18 protein-coding genes and 1 tRNA gene are annotated in these 17,431 nt (G+C 63.5%); 10 read left to right on the top strand and 9 right to left on the bottom strand.

Going from position 1 to position 17,431, the window contains the following annotated elements:
• From Q1V57_RS07435 to Q1V57_RS07420, 4 genes are all read right to left on the bottom strand, one after another.
• Positions 1–831, bottom strand: an 831-nt coding sequence (locus tag Q1V57_RS07435; protein ID WP_300529236.1) for a CCA tRNA nucleotidyltransferase, incomplete at its 3' end; no start/stop codon positions are given.
• Positions 831–1,163 (bottom strand): DUF6111 family protein, encoded by a 333-nt coding sequence (locus Q1V57_RS07430; RefSeq protein WP_300529234.1) that lies wholly within the window; start codon positions 1,161–1,163, stop codon positions 831–833. The genes Q1V57_RS07430 and Q1V57_RS07435, both read right to left, overlap by 1 nt.
• A 3-nt stretch (positions 1,164–1,166) precedes the next feature.
• Complete coding sequence (locus tag Q1V57_RS07425; RefSeq protein WP_300529232.1) at positions 1,167–1,784, bottom strand: CoA pyrophosphatase; 618 nt, start codon at positions 1,782–1,784, stop codon at positions 1,167–1,169.
• Positions 1,777–2,346, bottom strand: a complete 570-nt coding sequence (locus tag Q1V57_RS07420; protein ID WP_300529230.1) for a DUF1285 domain-containing protein — start codon at positions 2,344–2,346, stop codon at positions 1,777–1,779. The genes Q1V57_RS07425 and Q1V57_RS07420 overlap by 8 nt, the downstream gene beginning before the upstream one ends.
• Before the next feature lie 82 nt (positions 2,347–2,428).
• Here Q1V57_RS07420 and Q1V57_RS07415 point away from each other — a divergent pair, with 82 nt between their 5' ends.
• The 7 genes from Q1V57_RS07415 (at position 2,429) to Q1V57_RS07385 (ending at position 10,795) form a co-directional block, all read left to right on the top strand.
• Positions 2,429–3,427, top strand: coding sequence for a MoxR family ATPase (locus tag Q1V57_RS07415; protein WP_300529228.1), 999 nt, complete (start codon positions 2,429–2,431; stop codon positions 3,425–3,427).
• A 4-nt stretch (positions 3,428–3,431) separates the two neighbouring features.
• A complete protein-coding gene (locus tag Q1V57_RS07410; RefSeq protein WP_300529226.1) occupies positions 3,432–4,328 on the top strand; it encodes a DUF58 domain-containing protein in 897 nt (298 codons plus the stop codon).
• A 1-nt stretch (position 4,329) separates the two neighbouring features.
• A complete protein-coding gene (locus Q1V57_RS07405) occupies positions 4,330–7,044 on the top strand; it encodes a DUF4159 domain-containing protein (protein ID WP_300529224.1) in 2,715 nt (904 codons plus the stop codon).
• Positions 7,041–9,095 carry a hypothetical protein gene (locus Q1V57_RS07400; RefSeq protein WP_300529222.1) on the top strand — a complete coding sequence of 685 codons (2,055 nt, stop codon included), beginning with the start codon at positions 7,041–7,043 and terminating at the stop codon, positions 9,093–9,095. The genes Q1V57_RS07405 and Q1V57_RS07400 overlap by 4 nt, the downstream gene beginning before the upstream one ends.
• A gap of 106 nt (positions 9,096–9,201) precedes the next feature.
• Positions 9,202–9,900 carry a pirin family protein gene (locus Q1V57_RS07395; RefSeq protein ID WP_300529220.1) on the top strand — a complete coding sequence of 233 codons (699 nt, stop codon included), beginning with the start codon at positions 9,202–9,204 and terminating at the stop codon, positions 9,898–9,900.
• Between the two features lie 81 nt (positions 9,901–9,981).
• Complete coding sequence (locus Q1V57_RS07390; RefSeq protein ID WP_300529218.1) at positions 9,982–10,182, top strand: hypothetical protein; 201 nt, start codon at positions 9,982–9,984, stop codon at positions 10,180–10,182.
• Positions 10,183–10,291: 109 nt separating this feature from the next.
• Positions 10,292–10,795, top strand: coding sequence for a hypothetical protein (locus tag Q1V57_RS07385; RefSeq protein ID WP_300529216.1), 504 nt, complete (start codon positions 10,292–10,294; stop codon positions 10,793–10,795).
• A gap of 79 nt (positions 10,796–10,874) precedes the next feature.
• On the opposite strand, the gene queE is transcribed toward Q1V57_RS07385, so the two are convergent.
• Both queE and queC read right to left on the bottom strand, forming a co-directional pair.
• Positions 10,875–11,504, bottom strand: coding sequence for a 7-carboxy-7-deazaguanine synthase (gene queE / locus Q1V57_RS07380; RefSeq protein WP_300529214.1), 630 nt, complete (start codon positions 11,502–11,504; stop codon positions 10,875–10,877).
• A complete protein-coding gene (gene queC / locus Q1V57_RS07375) occupies positions 11,501–12,214 on the bottom strand; it encodes a 7-cyano-7-deazaguanine synthase QueC (protein ID WP_300529212.1) in 714 nt (237 codons plus the stop codon). Before queC ends, queE begins: the two co-directional genes overlap by 4 nt.
• Positions 12,215–12,250: 36 nt before the next feature.
• Between queC and cutA the strand changes: the two genes are divergently transcribed.
• The 3 genes from cutA to Q1V57_RS07360 all read left to right on the top strand — a co-directional run bounded on the left by cutA (position 12,251) and on the right by Q1V57_RS07360 (position 14,683).
• Positions 12,251–12,583: a divalent-cation tolerance protein CutA gene (gene cutA, locus Q1V57_RS07370; protein ID WP_300529210.1), complete on the top strand. Its 333-nt coding sequence runs from the start codon at positions 12,251–12,253 to the stop codon at positions 12,581–12,583.
• Between the two features lie 94 nt (positions 12,584–12,677).
• Positions 12,678–14,303, top strand: coding sequence for an ATP-binding protein (locus Q1V57_RS07365; protein WP_300529208.1), 1,626 nt, complete (start codon positions 12,678–12,680; stop codon positions 14,301–14,303).
• A gap of 74 nt (positions 14,304–14,377) precedes the next feature.
• Positions 14,378–14,683, top strand: a complete 306-nt coding sequence (locus Q1V57_RS07360) for a hypothetical protein (protein ID WP_300529206.1) — start codon at positions 14,378–14,380, stop codon at positions 14,681–14,683.
• 63 nt (positions 14,684–14,746) lie between these two features.
• Here the strand turns inward: Q1V57_RS07360 and Q1V57_RS07355 are convergent, their stop codons facing one another.
• The 3 genes from Q1V57_RS07355 to Q1V57_RS07345 all read right to left on the bottom strand — a co-directional run bounded on the left by Q1V57_RS07355 (position 14,747) and on the right by Q1V57_RS07345 (position 17,340).
• Positions 14,747–14,998, bottom strand: a complete 252-nt coding sequence (locus tag Q1V57_RS07355) for a hypothetical protein (protein WP_300529204.1) — start codon at positions 14,996–14,998, stop codon at positions 14,747–14,749.
• Positions 14,999–15,112: 114 nt separating this feature from the next.
• Positions 15,113–15,189 (bottom strand) — tRNA-Met (locus Q1V57_RS07350).
• A gap of 93 nt (positions 15,190–15,282) precedes the next feature.
• Positions 15,283–17,340 carry a methyl-accepting chemotaxis protein gene (locus Q1V57_RS07345; RefSeq protein WP_300529202.1) on the bottom strand — a complete coding sequence of 686 codons (2,058 nt, stop codon included), beginning with the start codon at positions 17,338–17,340 and terminating at the stop codon, positions 15,283–15,285.
• Between the last annotated feature and the right edge of the window lie 91 nt (positions 17,341–17,431).

Raw genomic sequence — 17,431 nt, 5'->3', positions numbered from 1 at the left:
TTCCGGTCCGCCATCGGCCAGCGCCACAAACCGCAACAGCGAATCGGGCGCTAATCCGTATTCTACATCTTGATCAATGATTGCGGTCAGGACTCTTAAGGATCCGTTCACTTCCAAAAGTTGCTGCAGAAGACCAAGCTCCTGCATCTGCTTGAGCGCATGGCGCGGGTCCGGCGCCGCGAGCAGCTTCTTCAATTCCGACCAGACCCGTTCTACCGAAAGCGTCGACAGCCCGGCCTTGAGCTCGGATATCGCTGCCAGAGCATGCGGATCCGCCTGTGCTTCGCCATACCAGGCCTGGAAGCGGAAGAAGCGAAGGGCGCGCAGATAATCCTCGCGGATCCGGTCGCGTGCGTCCCCGACAAAGACGAAACGCCTCGCTTCAAGGTCATTCAGACCGCCTGTCGGGTCATGAATTATTCCGTGGAAATCTGCGTAGAGCGCATTGAGGCGGAAGTCGCGGCGCTCGGCATCCTCGGCCCAGTCTTCAGTGAAGGCGACCACCGCACGGCGGCCATCGGTCTCGACATCACGGCGCAAGCTGGTGACTTCGAAGGGTTCTCCTCCGGAGATGATCGTGACGGTGCCGTGCTCGATACCGGTCGGGACCGCTTTGAGGCCCGCCGCCCGGGCCGCGGCCAGGACCTCGTCCGGTTTCATCTGCGTCGCAATATCGACATCAGCCACCGGCGCGCCCAGCAAAGCATTGCGCACGCATCCACCGACATAGCGCGACGCGCCGGGTCGCGCAGCCTCCAGAGCTGCGGTCACAGCACGCGTATTGGCCTGGCACATCCAGGCCTGCGTTTGTGGATCAAGGCGGACCGACATCACCGACCGGCCGGCGGGTCCTCAGGCTCCTCGTCCTGATCCTCATCCGGGTCCTGGTCCACCGTGCCGCTATCAACAAAATAACCCGGCTGGATTTCGCCATCGACCAGTCGGGGCGGGATATAGTCCTGACCTTGATGGCCGGCTCTGGAATCGTCGAAAAGCACCAGCACGATCATAACGATCATAACCAGCACAGCGCCTGCTGCGCTGAGCTTGAGCACGGGTGTTGGCGTCACCGGCTTGTCGCTGGTGCGCTGCCAGCGCCAAATCAGGAACAGCGCGAAGGGCAGCAGGAAGGACGCGATCTGAAGCAGGAGGATGCGTGTCATGTTTTACCCGTATAGCCGGTCGTGCAGGGATTTGAGCATGCCTGCGGTTGCCCCCCAGATATAGCGCTCCTGCCAGGGCATGGCATAGAAATAGCGTCGCACCCCCTGCCATTCGCGCGACTGGCGCTGATGATTGGCTGGATTCATCAGGAAATCATACGGTGCTTCAAACACATCCGCGACTTCTCCAGGGTCAGGCCGCAGACTGAACCCGGGCCGGACAATGCCGACGAACGGCGTCACCGAGAAGCCGGTCACCGTCTCATAGGCATCGAAACGGCCGACCAGATCGACATAGCCCGGGGCAATGCCGACCTCCTCTTCCAGCTCACGCAAGGCGGCATCGGCCGGCGTAGCATCGCCGGGATCAATACGGCCGCCGGGAAAGCTGATCTGCCCGGCATGTTTTGACAGGTGGGCCGCCCGTTCAGTGAACAGGAAACGCGGCGCGCCGTCATGCAGGATCAGCGGAGCCAGCACGGCGGCCGGGCGCAGCTCGCGCCCGGTCGGTGACGGCGATCCATTTAGATCGCCATCGCCGCGCGCAGGGAACTCTGCACGGCTCTCGACCGGGTCCAGCTTGGCCCGGAGAAAATCCTCAAGCGCTTGGGTTTCAGGCATGCACGGCTCCCAGCGGGAAAAACGCCCCGCCGCTCCAGACGCCGAGTTCCCCGTCATGCTCAACCGCCAATTCAGCGAGCTCGTAGAAGACAGGACGTGTCATCAAGGCATCCAGGCGACCGCGAACCCGGACGCGCGGTGTCGGCTCTCCCGTGTCCTTATCGCTTCGCACATCGATCGGCCGGTCCGGCCCCGCTTGGGTCAGATCACCAAAATTTGTTGTGAAGAACAGGGTTTGTTCCTTCCCCGCACCAGCAGCGTCGACTCGCACGGCTACAAAGGGCGCTTCCTCGACGGTGATCGAGATCTTCTCTACCGGCGTAACGAGATAATGAATGCCGTCGTCATCTTTCCGCAAGATCGTTGAAAACAAGCGTATCAGACGGTCGCGCGTAATCCGTGTTCCCTCATGCCACCAGGAGCCATCGCGCCGGATGACCATATCCATTTCACCGCAATACTGCGGATTCCAGCGATCGACTGGCGGCAGACCCTCGCCTGCTGTCTCGGCAGCTTGCAGCAGGGACTGCAATGCATCCGGCGTTTGCTCGTCTTCAGGCATGGACACCTCGTGTGTGCAACGTCATCCTCGACGTTTGCATCCTGGTCTATAAATCAACCGTGTGGCGAAGGAATTTAGTGCGATGACAGACAGACATGAAGCCGGTGCGGAGCTGATTGCCGAAGCGGATGCAGCGACAGAGCGCCTGAAAGCGGTCAAATCCTCGATTGGACGGGTGATTTTCGGCCTCGAGAATGAAGTCGATCTCTGCCTCACGGCGATCCTTTCCGGTGGTCATGCCCTGCTCGTCGGCGCACCTGGCCTGGCCAAGACCAAGCTGGTCCAGACCATCGCGATCGCAACCGGACTCGACACCAAGCGCATCCAGTTTACACCGGACCTGATGCCGGCCGATATCCTCGGCTCGGAAATTCTCGAAGAGAGCGATGATGGCAAGCGTCATTTCCGCTTCCTCGCCGGTCCGGTCTTCTGCCGCCTCCTGATGGCGGACGAGATCAACCGCGCCAGCCCGCGCACCCAGGCCGCGCTCCTGCAGGCCATGCAGGAAGGCCATGTCACGGTTGCCGGCGAGCGCCACGACCTGCCGCACCCCTTCCATGTGCTGGCGACCCAGAACCCGATCGAGCAGGAAGGCACCTATCCGCTGCCCGAGGCCCAGCTCGACCGCTTCCTGCTGCGCGTCGATATTCCCTATCCCGAGCGCGATGCCGAGCGCGCCGTGCTTCTGGCCACGACAGGCGCCGACGAGGCCCATGCCGAAGCCATCCTCGACGCCGAAGAGATCATCAAGCTTCAATCGCTCGTCCGCCGCCTCCCGGTCGGCGAGAAAGTGCTTGAAGCCATTCTCGATCTGCTGCGCCTTGCCCGTCCCGACGAAAGCGAGATCGAAGCTGTGCGTGACGGCGTCGCCTGGGGCCCCGGCCCGCGCGCCGGTCAGGCACTGATGCTCGCTTGCCGCGCCCGGGCGCTGCTGCAAGGCCGCCTTGCGCCGTCGACGGAAGACGTTGCCGCGCTGGCCGAGCCGGTTCTGAAACACCGCATGGCCCTGTCCTTCGCTGCGCGTGCCGACGGGCACACGCTGGAAGGCCTGATCAAGACCTTGGCTGACCAGGCCGCCTGATCACATGGCCCGCGGCGTCGACCGACATAAGGAGGCGCAGGTCGTCAAGCTTCGCCACGAAGGCGAAGAGGCGGCCGCCAGCCTGCCGGCCCTCCTGGCCGAAGCCGAGCGTATTGCCGCGACGGTCGCCCAGGGTGTGCACGGACGTCGCCGCTCCGGTGTGGGTGAGACCTTCTGGCAATACCGCCATCATCGTCCCGAGGACGGCCGCGCCGCGATCGACTGGCGCCAATCGGCACGCTCAGATCAGCTTTTCGTCCGGCAAAACGAGTGGGAAGCCGCCAATACGATCTGGCTCTGGCGCGATGGCAGCGCCTCCATGCGCTTTGCCTCGTCCAAGCATGTGCCGCAAAAAGCCGACCGCGCCGCGGTCTGCCAGATCGCTGTCGCAGCGCTTTTGACCCAGGGCGGAGAACGCGTTTCCGTTCTCGGCGAGAGCGCGGTACCGCGTACAGGGGCACTCGGCCTTGAACGTACCTCGCGGCGCCTGGCTTTGGGACCGGGCGCGATGGGCTCGGTGGAAGCCCCTCATATCTCGCGCTATGGCCGTGTCGTTCTGGCCAGTGATTTCCTCGACCCCATTGAAACCTGGCATGCGCGCATGAGCCGCTTCACGGCGCAGGAATGCCAGGGTGTTCTGCTGCGTATCGTCGATCCGGCGGAGGAGGACTTCCCCTATTCCGGCCGTACCCGGTTTGAACCGGCTGAAGCGGGTGACAGCCTTCTCTTCGGCCGTGCCGAGGAAGCGCGCAAAACCTATCGTACGCGCTGGCGCGAACACGGCGAGGCTCTGGCCGAGCTGGCCCGCAGCCGTGGCTGGGCTCTCGTCACCCACCGCACCGACCGCCCGGCGACCAGTGCCGTCCTGGCGCTCTATCGCGCCCTGGCGCGGGAGGCCTGATGTGCTGAGCTTTGGACCTTTGAGCTTTGCCGCCCCCTGGGCCCTGGCCGGTCTTTTGACCCTGCCTGCACTTTGGCTGTTGCTGCGGGCCACGCCGCCGGCGCCCAAGCGGGCCGTTTTTCCGCCTCTGCGCCTGCTGCGCGATGCGCCGGACGATAATGAAACCCCGCATCATGCCCCGTGGTGGCTGGTCCTGTTCCGTCTTTTGATCGCAGCACTGATCATTATCGGGTTGGCCCGGCCGGTCTGGACACCTCCGGCTGTCGAGATTGAAGACCGGCCGATCCTGATCGTGATGGATAATGGCTGGGCCTCGGCGACGGCCTGGAGCGAGATGGAACGCCTGGCCGCACGGCTGATCGACGAGGCTGACCGGGACGGGCGCAGCGTTGCCTTGGCCGTAACCGCACCCGCCGTCGACGCCCCGCTGCCTCTGCGCCTGGACAGTGCCGACAGCGCCCGCCGCCTGCTCAGCAGCGCCGGACCGCAACCCTGGTTCGCTGACCGCACAGCGCTGGCAGAACGTATTGAAGACGCTGTATCCGGCGACGCGCTGACGGGCCCCCTGGCCGTCACCTGGCTATCAAACGGGCTGGATGATAGCGGCGCCCGCGATCTGGCCGGGACACTGAACGATCTCGGCTCTGTCCGCGTGATCGAACCCGATGCCGGTCGCGCACCTTTGGCAATCGATGCACCGGAAGCCACAACAGAAGGCCTGCGCGTGACGGTGCGCCGCGCCGCAGCCGATCTGCCGATGAGCGTCGATATCGTCGCCCTCGGCCAGGACGGGCGCGCCCTGGCCCGTGCGCCAGCCATCTTCGATGGTGGTTCGGGCACGACCAGTGTCGATATCGCCCTGCCGCTGGATCTGCGTAATCGAATTGCCAGCCTGCGCGTTGATGCCCGGCCGGGTGCCGGATCCGTACGCCTGCTTGGCGATCGCTGGCAGCGGCCGCGCGTTGGACTGATCGAAGCCAATGCTGATGACGGCCAGCCGCTGCTGTCCGACCTCCACTATGTCGAAAGCGCTATTACTCCGGTCTCCGTACCCTATCGCGGTGATCTGGATGCGCTGCTGGAAGAACCGCCGGCTGTCCTGGTCATGGTCGATGATGCGCGCAGCGATGATGAGCGCATCAGTGATTTTGTCCTCGAGGGTGGCCTCCTGATCCGTTTCGCTGGCCCGCGTCTGGCCGCGCGCGGCGACGACCTGCTGCCGGTCGACCTGCGCCAGGGCGGCCGTTTGCTGGGCGGGGCGCTGAACTGGGAAGAACCCCAGCGCATGGCCGCCTTCGGCGCGCAATCGCCCTTTGCCGGTCTTCCCGCTGATGCCAGCGCCACGATCGACAGCCAGGTTCTGGCCGAGCCGGGCAGCGCAACACCGGATCGCGTCTGGGCTCGCCTGGAAGACGGCACTCCTCTGGTCACGGCGCAGCGCCGGGGACGAGGCTGGATCGTCCTGTTCCATGTCACCGCTGGCCCGACCTGGTCGGACCTGCCGCTGTCCGGTCTGTTCCCGCGCATGCTGGAACGTGTTCTGGGACTGGCCGAAGGCGGCGAGGTCAGCGCCTCCCTGAGTGGCGCCTGGTCGATCTCCCAGGCACTCGATGCCGGCGGCCAGCTGGCCAATGCACCGGTCAGCGCCCGCCCGATCCCGGCTGAAACATTCAGCCAGACCCGCGTCAGCCCCTCGGCTCCGCCCGGTCTCTACCGGCTCGGCGCTGCGGTACAGGCGCTCAATACCGTACCGGCCGATTTCGCCCTGGCACCCCTGCCGCGCGACCTGCCCGGCGCGATCTTTGCCGGCTTTGACGGTCCGCGCCCGTTACGCTTTGAAACCCCTCTCCTGGTTGCGGCTCTCATCATGATGATCCTGGATGTATTGATTGCCCTGGGCCTGGCCGGCCGTATCCGCCTGCCCTTCGGCGCCACCGCAGCAGCGGGAGCAGCGGCGGTTTTCCTGATGCCGGCCATGCCTGTTGCCGACGCCCAGGAGGCCGACGCCTATGTCCTCGAAGCTGCTCTGGACCTGCGCTTTGCCTATGTGCCCACCGGTGACAGCGTCATCGACAATCGCAGCCGGGCCGGGCTTACCGGTCTGAGCCAACAGCTCACACGCCGCAGCGCCATGGAGCCGGGCACGCCGATGGCCGTCAATCCGGAAACCGATGAGCTGATTTTCTTCCCGATGATCTATTGGCCGGTCGAGCGCGATGCGGCCGAGCTCTCCGAAGAGGCAGCCGCGCGCATCACCGCCTACCTCCAGGGCGGCGGCCTGATTATCTTTGACACCCAGGACGCCGATGTCGCAGCCCTGCGTGCCGGGGCGCCGCATCCGGGCCTGATCACCATTCTGGACAGTATCGATATCCCGCCGCTGGCGCAGATCTCCTCCGACCACGTCCTCACCCGCAGCTTCTACCTGTTGCAGGAATTTCCGGGGCGCTTCTCCGGCAGCCCGGTCTGGGTCGAGGCCAATCCGGACGGCGCCTCGCGCGACGGTACCTCCGGCGTCATCATCGGCGCCCATGACTGGGCTTCGGCCTGGGCAGTGGATGAAAACGGCCGCCCGATGGCACCGGTCGATGGCGGCGAGCGCCAGCGCGAACTGGCCCAGCGTTTCGGCATCAATGTCGCCATGTATGCCCTGACCGGCAATTACAAGGCGGACCAGGTCCACATCCCCGATATTCTGGAGCGGCTCGGACAATGATGGCGACGACGATCGATTTCGCGCCGCTGATCCCGGCGCCCTGGCTGTTCGGCCTTTTGGGGCTTGGCTTTGCCGTGCTTATTGCGGGCGCGCTGCAACGCCTGTCCGGCTGGCTGTGGCGCGGCTTGGCGCTGGCCGTGGTGGGACTGGCCCTCGCCAATCCCTCGCTGGTCGAAGAAGAACGCGACCCGCTCGCCGATATCGCCGTCCTGGTGACCGATACCAGCGCCTCCATGCGCATCGGCGAGCGCGAGGCCGCCGCTGACAGCCTGGCCCAGCGCATGCGCGCGGCGGCGGAAGCCGATCCCCTGCTCGACCTCGTTGAAGTCGAGGCGCGCGAAGGCACGGACGGGTCGCGGGTGTTCGATGCCCTCAACCAGGCCCTGGCCAGCGTTCCGCAGGACCGGCTCGCCGGTGTCGTGATGGCGACGGACGGACAGGTACATGATGCGCCGACCGACGCGGACGCGCTCAACCTGGATGCCCCGCTGCACCAGGCCATGCCGGGGGATCGCAATGCCGGGGATCGCCGACTGATCATCGAGGAGGCCCCGCGCTACGGTATTGTCGGCCAGACCGTGAATTTCACCATCCGTATCGAGGATGAGGGCGTGACCGGCACGGCCCGGGTCGAGTTCCGCTTTGAGGGCGGCGAGGCGCAGGTCCACAATATCCCGATCGGCCGCACCATCCCGGTCAGCGTGCCGGTGGAGCGTCGCGGCCAGAATGTCATCGAGATCGAGGTTGCCGCCGGACCACAGGAACTGTCGCTGATCAATAACCGGGCCGCCGCCAATGTGAACGGCGTGCGCGACCGTCTGCGCGTACTGCTGGTCACCGGCGAGCCGCATAATGGTGCCCGCGCCTGGCGTGACCTGCTCAAATCCGACCCGTCCGTCGATCTTGTGCACTTCACCATCCTGCGGCCGCCGGATCGCCGCGACACCACGCCGGTGGATGAGCTCGCGCTGATCGCCTTCCCGGTCCAGGAATTGTTCGTGGAACGCCTGGCCGAGTTCGATCTGGTGATCTTCGACCGCTATTACCGGCGCAACATCATGCCGCCACTCTATTTCGACAATATCGCCCGCTATGTCGAAAATGGTGGCGCGCTGCTGGTCACCGCCGGCCCGCCCTTTGCCGGCCGCCCGAGCCTGTTCCGCACGCCGCTCGCATCAGTTCTCCCGGTGCGCCCGACAGGGACGCTGAGCGAGGGCGGATTCACCCCGCAATCAACACTATTAGGCCTCCGACATCCGGTCACAACAGGACTGGAAGGCGGCGGCGAGGACCCCAGTTGGGGACGCTGGCTGCGCCGTATCAACGGCACCGCCCTGTCCGGCCAGACCCTGCTAGAGGCCCCGGATGGCAATCCGCTTCTGGTCCTTGATCGCTCCGGACAAGGCCGCGCCGCCATGGTGATGTCGGATCAGACCTGGCTCTGGTCACGCGGCTTTGAGGGCGGCGGACCCTATGCGGAAATGTTCCGCCGCGTCGCCCACTGGCTGATGCGCGAACCGGAGCTTGATGAGGAACGCCTGACCGCCAGCATTGTCGATGGAGAGCTGCGAGCGGATCGCGTCACACTCGCCGGTGCCGCACCGCCGCTCCAGGTCACCTGGCCGGATGGGCAACAGGATGTGCTCGATATGAGCGAGACCGCGACCGGCCGTTTTGCTGCGGCTATCGAAGCGGAAGGCGCCGGCATTGTGCGGCTGCGCTCGGGCGATCTGACCACGGTCGCGGCTCTCGGTCCGCTCAATCCGCTGGAATATGCCGATCTGCGCCCGACCCCGGACGTGCTCGACCCCTTCGTCGATGCCACCGGCGGCGGTCAGTACTATATCGGCGAGGGTGACAGCCTGCGCCTGCCTGATATCCGCCGGACACGCGCCAGCGGCGACCAGGCCGGCCGCAACTGGCTCGGTCTCAAGCGCAATGAACGCTATATCGTCCGCGCCTCTACCCAGACCCCGATCATGCCCGCCCTGCTCCTCGTCCTGATCATCGCGACGCTGATGGGTCTGGGCTGGTGGCGTGAAGGCCGCTAGCCGGCATTGTTTCCTCCACGGAAACTAACAGCGTCCGCACCGCCCGTTTATCGCAAGCGAGCGGCGGCCTATCTCTGCGTCAACACGAAACGCAGGGAGCAAAACCATGATCGAGAAACGTTCCTTTGACAGCCTTGGCCGCTTTCAAAATGAGTGGCTGAACGCCAAACACCATTTCAGCTTCGGCGGTTATTTTGACCCGAAGCGGATCGGATGGGGCGCTTTGCGCGTCTGGAATGATGATGAAATCCAGCCGGGCGAAGGCTTCGCGCCGCACCCGCACAAGGATATGGAAATCATCACCTATGTCCGCGACGGCGCCATTACCCACCGCGACAATCTGGGCAATGAAGGCCGCACCGAAGCCGGCGATGTCCAGGTCATGTCGGCCGGTTCGGGCATCTACCATTCCGAGTTCAACCGCGAGGATGAACTGACCCGGATCTTCCAGATCTGGATCATCCCGGAAACCTCCGGCGGTGAACCGCGCTGGGATGCGATGGAGTTTCCCAAGGGCGAGAGCGCCGGTGATTTTGTCGTCCTCGCCTCGGGCAATCCGGAGCGCGATGGCGGGCTGATGATCCGCGCCGATGCCAAAGTGCTCGGCGCCACGGTTGAAGCCGGCAAGACCGTCACCCACGCCCTGCCCCAGGACCGCCAAGCCTATCTGGTCCTGGCCACAGGTTCGGCCACGGTCAATGGTGAAAGCCTCAAGGCCCGTGATGGTGCCGCGATCCGCGATGTCGGCGAGATCGTCATCGAGGCCGATGAAGACACCGAGCTGGTGCTGGTGGAAACCAAGTAATCAGCAGCAATAAGGCGGCGGTTTTCACACTTCCGCAATAGGAGTAGGCGAAGTCTGGTGCATCGATCCCTGGAGGTTTCCATGCGCCGGCTTCGCCCGCTTGTTTTTCTGCTTCTCGCTGCTCCGGCCCTGAATGGCTGTCTCGCCATCGGCGCTGCCAGCCTGGCCGCCGATGTCGCTATCGGTACCGTGGGCAATACAGTCGAAGCGGCCGTTGATGTAACCGGCGCAGCGATCGACGTCGTCACCCCGGGCGGGGACGATGATGATGACGATCGCTGAGGACACCGCCACAGCGCGTCAACTTGCCTGCCATCGTTAACGTGACATCCGCCTGCAACGTTTGCTAGCATCGCCTTTCGAGGGATGGGTAAAGCAAACGGAGGCGCCTATGACGCGCACTATTCTAGCCTGCCTTGCTGCCGCTGCCATGTCCGGTGCAGCGCTGGCGGATGAACCTATTGATATTGCCCCGATCGCTTTTGGCGATGAATTGCTCGAGAAAGCCGATGAATATGGCGAACGCGAGCTGGAGCGCCTGGCCGGTTACCTCACACAGGATCTGGAGCAGGCCCTGCGCGGTATCGAAATGGCTGACGGCACGCGGCTGGAAGTGACCCTGTTGGACGCCGAGCCGAACCGGCCGACCTTCCAGCAATTGCGCGACCGGGTAGGCTTGTCCTCGCAGAGCATCAGCTTGGGCGGTGCCGATCTTGAAGCGGTGCTGGTCAGTGCTGACGGCTCGGTGATCGAGGATTTCGAGTATTCCTGGTCCTCTTCAAGCCTGCGCGAAGTCTATGGCGCATCGACCTGGTATGATGCCCGCAAAGCCTTTGACCGCTTTTCCCGTCGCGTTCGCGGTGATGTACACGATCACCTCCGCGCCGGGTCATGATCCGCTGACAGCGATCTGACACAAAAAAGGGCTTGCCGTCGGGCAGGCCCTTTTTTCCTGTCTGACGCATAACCCGAAATCAGGGCGCGCCGATCCATTTATGGGTCTGCAGGCTGAGCACCCATTTGGGGTGTTGAAGACAGTATTCAAACGCCGCCTGGGCATTCTCCATCATCGCCGGACCATCCATGGGCTGAAGCGAGAAGCGCTTGAAGTCGAGATGCTCGACGTCTTCCGGTTTGATCTCGTCCTGCGGATAAACCAGTTTCAGCTCATCACCACGGGTCTGAATGACCTCTGCGGTGGCTTTCGGGCTGACGGTAATCCAGTCGATCCCCGCCGGAGCTTTCACCGTTCCGTTGGTCTCCACCGCGATCTCGAACCCGGCTGCGTGCAGGGCGTCAATCAGCGGCGTGTCCAGCTGTAACAGCGGCTCACCACCGGTGCAGACGACCAGGGGCGTCCCGCCACCCGGCCAGTAGGACGCCACCGTCTCGGCCAGGCTGGCCGCGTCGACGAACTTGCCGCCGCCCGGCCCGTCCGTGCCGACGAAATCAGTGTCACAGAAACGGCAGATCGCACTGGCACGATCGGCTTCACGGCCGCTCCAGAGATTACAGCCGGCAAAGCGCATGAATACGGCCGGTCGGCCGGCCTGGGCACCCTCACCCTGGACGGTGAGGAAGATTTCCTTGACGGAGTAGGTCATGCGGCCTGCGTCCACCCTTCCCAGCCGCGAGCGCGCAGCTCACAGGCCGGACAAACACCGCAGCCATGCCCCCACGCGTGCAGCGTAGAGCGGTCGCCGGTATAGCAGGTATGGGTGTCATGGCGGATCAGCTCAACCAGTTCCGCACCGCCGAGCTTGTGCGCCAGGGCCCAGGTTTCGCTCTTGTCGATAAACATGAGCGGCGTTTCCAGCGCGATCTTGCGATCCAGACCCAGCGACAGGGCCGATTGCATGGCATCTATCGTCTCGCGCCGGCAATCGGGATAACCGGAGAAATCCGTCTCGCACATTCCGCCCACCATGACGTCATGCCCGCGGCGATACGCCAGCGCGGAGGCCACCGTGAGGAAGACCAGATTGCGGCCGGGCACGAAGGTCGAAGGCAGGCCGTTTTCCTGCATCTCGATGGCCCGGTCAGCGGTCAGGGCGCTTTCGGCGATCGCTCCATAGCCGGCGAGGTCGATCACATAATCCTCGCCCAGCCGCTCGCCCCAATGCGGAAACTGTGCCGCCATGGAGCCACGGACATCGAGCCGGGCCTGCATTTCAACACCGTGACGCTGGCCATATTCAAAGCCGACCGTCTCGACACGGGCATAGCGATCCAGCGCCCAGGCGAGGCAGGTGGCGCTGTCCTGGCCGCCGGAGAACAGCACCAGCGCGGTTTCAAGGTTCGACGTATCAGTCATGGCGCCGTTATATAGGCGCCTCGAGGAGAGATAGCCATGCCCGCCTATCACTGGATCTACACCACCTGGCCGGACGCAGAGAGTGCCGCCGTCGCGGCGCGGACCCTGGTCGGTGACGGCCTGTGCGCCTGCGCCAATATCCAGCCGGAAATGACCAGCCTGTATGTCTGGGAGGGCGAGGTGCAGGAAGAGCGAGAGACGGTGATGATCCTGAAAGCCTCAGCGTCCAGCCTGGCGCCCTTGCGCCAGCGTTTCCTCACGCTGCATCCCTATGATGTTCCATGCTTCGCCGTTCTGGACATCCAAGCGGACGGATCGCATCAGCCCTATCTCGAATGGCTTGCGGCCAAAGCACCTAAGCCCATGTGATACTCTCACGATTGTTTTCTCACCGGCTGCGCGCTTAACGAAAACGAAGCCCCCATCTGCCTATATTTACTGCGGATGATTTTGGGGTGTGAGTATGAGCCGCTTGGTTCGTGATGTGCTCGTGGATGCGCCGACAGTGGCGCCGGCCGCGCGCGGCGAAGAAGTCTATGACCTGTTCTCCCACGATGATGACCTGTTGGTTGTCGCCGTGGTGGACAACCGCAAGCCTGTCGGACTGGTCACGCGCGATCAGTTCTTCCTTCGCATGGCGGACCGGCATGGCCGGGCGCTGTTCTCCAAACGGCCGATCACATACCTGATGAACAAGGAACCGCTGATCGTCGAGGCCGGGCTGCCGGTCGAAGAGCTCAACACCCAGATCGTACGAGACAAGCCGTCCGCACTGATGGACGGGTTCATCGCGGTTCGACAGGGCGAGTTCGTCGGCGTGGGGACATCGCTGGAACTCTTCACCGCCATGGCGCGGGAGTCCGAAGAACGCAATCACAAACTCTCCGCCCTGACCGAGCAGCTCGGACGGGCCCGGATTGAAGCCCTCGCAGCATCCAAAGCCAAGTCGGACTTCCTGGCCACGATGAGCCATGAAATCCGCACCCCGCTGAACGGTGTTCTCGGCATTACCCAGCTACTGGCTGCGACCCGTCTCGATAAAGATCAGAGCGAGTTTGTCCGGGTGATCGACGATAGCGGACAGATCCTGATGCGTCTGCTCAATGACATTCTCGATCTGTCCAAGATCGAGGCGGGCAAGATGGAACTCGATATCCAGCCCTTCGAACCAGGCCAGCTGGCCCGCGATGCCCAGACGCTGTGGCAGGCCCGGGCCGATCAGAAGACGGTCGATTTTACCATTGAGGTCAACGGTGCGGCCGAACGGGAATTCCGCGGTGACGCGGTCCGGCTCAAACAGGTCCTGTTCAATCTCATCGGCAATGCGATCAAGTTCACCGATGAAGGAACGGTCGACGTCTCCATGGCGTTTCACGATATCGGCCGCAAGCGGTCGGTCATGCGCCTGGAAGTCCACGACACCGGCTGCGGCATCTGCTCCAGCGCCCAGGACGGGTTATTCAGCGCCTTTACCCAGGCTGATGCTGACACAACGCGACGGCATGGCGGTAGCGGGCTGGGATTGGCCATCTGCAAACGGCTGGTCGAATTGATGGGCGGAACGATCGGCTTCCGCTCGGCGGAAGGCGAAGGCTCGGTCTTCTGGTTCGAGGTCCCGCTGCAGGTTCACAAGGCGGGAGAGACGGTTGCACCAGCTCCGTCAACGCCGCATGTCGAGCAGGCCACAGCCTCCGCCCCCCGGATCCTCATCGCCGAGGACAATGCGGTCAATCAGGCCGTCGCCCAGGGCTTTCTCAAGCTGAAAGGGTTAGAGGCGGATTGTGTCGACGACGGCAAACAGGCGCTGGAGGCGGTCAGGGCGCGCGCCTATGATCTTGTCCTGATGGACATGGAAATGCCGGTAATGGACGGCCTGGAGGCCACACGCGCTATCCGGGACCTGCAGAGCGATGCGGCGACGGTGCCGATTATCGCCCTGACGGCCCATGCGCTCTCGGGCGTCGCAGAACGGTGCCGCGCTGCCGGGATGAATGCCCATGTCGCCAAACCGATCGACCGCGAAGCGCTGTTTGCAGCGATTAATGAGGCCTTGGCCATGGACCGGCGGGTGAATCGCAAGGCGGCCTGAGCGTCGACCGACGGAATGTTCTGATCCTTGCGTTCGACTCATGCGAGGGACACGCAAACAGTGAAGGACATGCCATGCCCTACAAGTTCATTGCGATCGCCTTGATAGCGGCCAGCACAGCAGCGCCGGCTTATGCCCACCCGTATCATCCTCGTGCCCATGACGCCCGCGACCGCATCGAGGATGTCTTTGATCGCCGGGAGGATCGCCGCGATGCACGTGAGGATATCCGTGACCGGCGCGAAGACATTCGTGACGCCCGGCGTTTCACCGGTCCGGCTGATCTGATCGAGGACTACTTTGATATTCGCGAGGATATCCGCGATGCCCGCGAAGACGTCCGCGACCGCCGCGAAGACCGGCGGGACCGGCGTTACTAAGCGCTCACAAGCGCGGTGACGGTACCCGATGAGCTCGGCACCAAGGCCGGGCTCAACGCGTTTCTAGCGGTCTTCCAGCTCTTTATAGACCTCGTGAGCCGCCTCATCGAAACCGCGGCGGCGACTGATGATCAGTACAGCGGCGAGCCCGCCTCCGACCAATAGTGACACGACGGAGCCGAGAATCAGTGCGAACCAGCCATGACCGCTCATTCCGGTTTCCGGAAGAATGCTGGCCCCCGCGACGAGATAGGCAATTCCGGCAAGAATGATGATCGCGCCGGCAAACACCGACAAAACTGTTCCAGTGGACATGCGCCCGCTCCTGTTGGTCACAGCGCTGATATAGGTCGCCCGCGCCAAGAGGGAAACGCGACAGAAGCGCGCTTCACGGCGAGTTGATCTGGTCTGTCTCGGGAAGGAGTTTGGTGGTGGCGAGGGAGAGACTTGAACTCTCGACCTCACGATTATGAGTCGTGCGCTCTAACCAGCTGAGCTACCTCGCCACACGTGTTCCCCGCTAAGGGAGGATCGGCATATACGCGCACCGCCCGCGGCTGGCAAGCCGCAGGCGGTGGCGGATTTCAGTTGATCTGCAATTAAGCGGTGCGGACCTCGTCAAGGAAGGTCTCGACGGAAGACTTCAGCGTCTCCGACTGTCGCGATACAGCCAGCGAAGCTTCGAGCACCTGGCCTGCGCTTTCGCCGGTCTCCGAGGTCGCCTGATCGACTTCCTGGATGTTGGAGAAGACCTCGCGGGTACCGTCAGCGGCTTCCTGGGCCGAACGGGTGATCTCGCTGGCCGCAGCGCGCTGCTCTTCCATCGCCGCAGCAATGGCCGTCGCGATCTCGCTCATCTCATGGATGGTGCCGCCGATCGAGCCCATGGCTTCAACCGCCTTGGAGGTCGCAGACTGGATACCACCGATATGCTCGGAGATGTTCTGCGTCGCACTGCCCGTCTGGCTGGCCAGGGCTTTCACCTCAGAGGCCACGACCGCGAAGCCCTTGCCGGCTTCACCGGCGCGTGCCGCCTCGATGGTCGCGTTCAGCGCCAGGAGGTTGGTCTGTTCAGCGATGTCGTTGATCAGGTTGACGATGTCATCGATGCTCTTGGCCGCATCATTGAGCGCCTGCACATCGACATTGGTCTGTTCGACCTGGTCGACGGCATTGCCGGCGATTTCGGTGGAGCGGGAAATCTGCTGGCTGATCTCGCCGATCGAGGACACCATTTCCTCGGCGGCAGCGGCCACGGTCTGAACGTTCTGGGACGCCCCTTCCGAGGCCTGTGCCACGGCAGCGGACTTGCCGGTGGTCGCCGCAGCAGTCGAGCTCATGGCGCGGGCCGCGGTTTCCATCTGCGTCGCGGCCTCGTTGACCTGTCCAAGCGCGCTGGTCGAGGCGTCTTCGAAGGCCTGGATAAGGCTTTCCACGGCTGCAGAACGCTTTTCCTTCATGCGGCGCTCTTCTTCGGTTTCCGCTTCCAGGCGAGCCCGCTCGATAGCGTTCTGGCGGAAGACGTCAACGGAGCGCGCCATATCGCCAATCTCGTCGCGGCCCGGCGTAAAGCCGAGATGGACTTCGCTATTGCCCTCAGCCAGCGCACTCATTGTGCGGGCCATGGCGCTCAGGCGGGCCAGAACCATGTTGGAGACATAGAACCAGGCGATGGCAGCCGCGATCACAAGGCCGATCGCAGCAATAGCGATCAGCAGAATGCGACCGGTCAGAACCGCACTATTGGCATTGGCCGTCGCGGCTTCAACGCGGCCATCAACCTGGCCTTTGAAGTCGTCGGCACGCGCCAGCAGGGTTTCAGCGGCGACACGGGCTTCTTCGGAGACGCGTTCGGCTTCGGCAACAGCCTGAAGCTCGGATTTACGAAGTTCAAAAACGCCGCCATTGCCTTCGCCATAGCTCAGCAGAGCATTGGCGCTGGCGCGCATTTCGTCGGTCACGATAGCGCCGAGAATGGCAATGTTCACATCCAGCTCGCCAAGGGCCATGTCGAAGTCGTCGAACAGCGCATCGACTTCGCCGGCAGAGGCTGCGACATCGGTCTCGGTATACTGGATCAGGATCTGGTTGGCTGCGACGAGCGTGCGCAGAAGGCTTTCGATATCGGCTTCATCGCTGTCATCGAGCGCACCCTCAACGCTTTCGGTGAGGGTGATACGGGCCTCGCGCGCCTGGCTGGTTACATACCAGCGGCGGTCGCGAATCTGCAGGCGCTCACCGACAACCTCATTCATCGTATCAACGAGGGTCGCGAGCTCCTGGGCAGCCGTCGCAAGCTGGGCGGTTTCGGCATTGCCGGACATCTGACGCAGGGCCGAAAGGTCCGCGAGGAGGCGATCGCGCATTTCGGTCAGGCGGGTATAATTGGCCAGGCGCGCCTCAACGGTCGGCGAGAGCGCGAAGGCCTGTAGCCCCTCGGCGACAGCCTGGCTTTCTTCACTCAGCGTCGCCGCTGCCTGCAGCTCCGGGATGGAGCGGCTGGAGATTTCCTCGACCGCGCTGTTTGCTGAGTTAAATCCAAACACGCCAACACCGGCCGCGATCAGGGTCATTGCCGCCGACAGCCCGAAGGCGGCAAGCAGACGAACGCGGATACTGGATGTCTTCTCAGACAGGGTGGCGAAAAAGGAATTCATGGCCTCAGATCCTCCCGACAACGAGTCGGCAATTACAAAAAATCACGGCGACGCTACCGCGCCGCCGTAAATGAATTCTTATTGTTATTTT

Origin of the sequence: Maricaulis sp. (assembly GCF_030149425.1) — a bacterium.
Taxonomy (GTDB): domain Bacteria; phylum Pseudomonadota; class Alphaproteobacteria; order Caulobacterales; family Maricaulaceae; genus Maricaulis.
This window is presented reverse-complemented; position numbering and strand designations above follow the sequence as displayed.

Excerpts from the sequence above, each read along its gene's own strand:
- Q1V57_RS07430 (WP_300529234.1), bottom strand. The coding sequence starts at position 1,163 with ATGACACGCATCCTCCTGCTTCAGATCGCGTCCTTCCTGCTGCCCTTC.
- Q1V57_RS07425 (WP_300529232.1), bottom strand. The coding sequence starts at position 1,784 with ATGCCTGAAACCCAAGCGCTTGAGGATTTTCTCCGGGCCAAGCTGGAC.
- Q1V57_RS07420 (WP_300529230.1), bottom strand. The coding sequence starts at position 2,346 with ATGCCTGAAGACGAGCAAACGCCGGATGCATTGCAGTCCCTGCTGCAA.
- Q1V57_RS07415 (WP_300529228.1), top strand. The coding sequence starts at position 2,429 with ATGACAGACAGACATGAAGCCGGTGCGGAGCTGATTGCCGAAGCGGAT.
- Q1V57_RS07410 (WP_300529226.1), top strand. The coding sequence starts at position 3,432 with ATGGCCCGCGGCGTCGACCGACATAAGGAGGCGCAGGTCGTCAAGCTT.
- Q1V57_RS07400 (WP_300529222.1), top strand. The coding sequence starts at position 7,041 with ATGATGGCGACGACGATCGATTTCGCGCCGCTGATCCCGGCGCCCTGG.
- Q1V57_RS07395 (WP_300529220.1), top strand. The coding sequence starts at position 9,202 with ATGATCGAGAAACGTTCCTTTGACAGCCTTGGCCGCTTTCAAAATGAG.
- Q1V57_RS07390 (WP_300529218.1), top strand. The coding sequence starts at position 9,982 with ATGCGCCGGCTTCGCCCGCTTGTTTTTCTGCTTCTCGCTGCTCCGGCC.
- Q1V57_RS07385 (WP_300529216.1), top strand. The coding sequence starts at position 10,292 with ATGACGCGCACTATTCTAGCCTGCCTTGCTGCCGCTGCCATGTCCGGT.
- queE (WP_300529214.1), bottom strand. The coding sequence starts at position 11,504 with ATGACCTACTCCGTCAAGGAAATCTTCCTCACCGTCCAGGGTGAGGGT.
- queC (WP_300529212.1), bottom strand. The coding sequence starts at position 12,214 with ATGACTGATACGTCGAACCTTGAAACCGCGCTGGTGCTGTTCTCCGGC.
- cutA (WP_300529210.1), top strand. The coding sequence starts at position 12,251 with ATGCCCGCCTATCACTGGATCTACACCACCTGGCCGGACGCAGAGAGT.
- Q1V57_RS07365 (WP_300529208.1), top strand. The coding sequence starts at position 12,678 with ATGAGCCGCTTGGTTCGTGATGTGCTCGTGGATGCGCCGACAGTGGCG.
- Q1V57_RS07360 (WP_300529206.1), top strand. The coding sequence starts at position 14,378 with ATGCCCTACAAGTTCATTGCGATCGCCTTGATAGCGGCCAGCACAGCA.
- Q1V57_RS07355 (WP_300529204.1), bottom strand. The coding sequence starts at position 14,998 with ATGTCCACTGGAACAGTTTTGTCGGTGTTTGCCGGCGCGATCATCATT.
- Q1V57_RS07345 (WP_300529202.1), bottom strand. The coding sequence starts at position 17,340 with ATGAATTCCTTTTTCGCCACCCTGTCTGAGAAGACATCCAGTATCCGC.